Source organism: Candidatus Infernicultor aquiphilus (genome assembly GCF_002784285.1).
Lineage (GTDB): Bacteria > Atribacterota > Phoenicimicrobiia > Phoenicimicrobiales > Phoenicimicrobiaceae > Infernicultor > Infernicultor aquiphilus.
In genome coordinates this window covers 1-983 of sequence record NZ_PFKO01000168.1, presented here as the reverse complement: position 1 = coordinate 983, position 983 = coordinate 1, and the positions used below count along the sequence as shown (strand labels likewise).

The following is a 983-nucleotide window of genomic DNA, read 5'->3' as shown; positions in this document are numbered from 1 at the left end:
GCTTTAACTATTCCGTTCTCAGTTAAAAAATAGGTCTTTAAATCTTTTACTTCTAATAAAGGTTCTTTATTATTTATGATCACTTTACAATTCACCTCTCAAGCGTGGATCGAGTATATCTCTTAAAGTATCGCCAATAAGATTCCAGGCCAGAACAAAGAGAACAATAAATATTCCCGGATACAATACAGTATACCAGTATTGTCCAGCATGACCAGGAGCACCTATAATCCAATTTCTGGCAAAACTGACCATCTGTCCCCAATCTGCATATCCTACCGGTGCACCTACTCCTAAGAAACTTAAGGCGGCAGCAGTTATTACCATAGAACCGATACTCATAGTACCTTGGACCATAACGGGGAATATAGTATTGGGCAATAAATGTTTCCAGATTATTTTAATATCTTTAACTCCCAGAGCTTTAGCTGCCATAACATAAGTTTCTTCTTTTGCTGATAAAATACTTCCTCTTATAAGTCTGGCATATCCCATCCATCCAAAAACAATAAGGGCAATCATAACTTTATCTAAGCCTCTTCCCAGTATAGTAGTTAATACCATAGCAGCAACCAAAAAAGGGAAAGATAAAAATATATCAGTAATTCTCATTAAACCCTCATCTATCCATCCTCCAAAATAGGCAGAAATAGAACCGATAAAAACACCAATAAACCCTGCAACTGTAACCGTGATTAAACCAATTTTGAATGCAGTTCTTGTTCCCCATATTAATCCATAAAATATATCATATCCACCTTCAGCAGTTCCACAAATCGCTTTATCATATTTTATCTCTGTGCCCATAAAGTCATATACTTCTCTTATATCATCTGACATAGGGAAACCAGGAGGTTGGGGATTTACATCCCAAGACATCCGAGGTACTTGGTAAGGATTATCTGACAAAGGTGGAGCAATTATTGGGGCAAATAAGGCAATAATGATAAAAATAAATAATAGTACAATTCCCACTAAAGAAG

Annotated in this window: 1 protein-coding gene; it reads right to left on the bottom strand. The window is 36.1% G+C overall.

The window, feature by feature from the left end:
- Positions 1–84: 84 nt before the first annotated feature.
- On the bottom strand, positions 85–983 hold an 899-nt coding region (locus tag COZ07_RS04625; protein WP_406607415.1), incomplete at its 5' end, for an ABC transporter permease.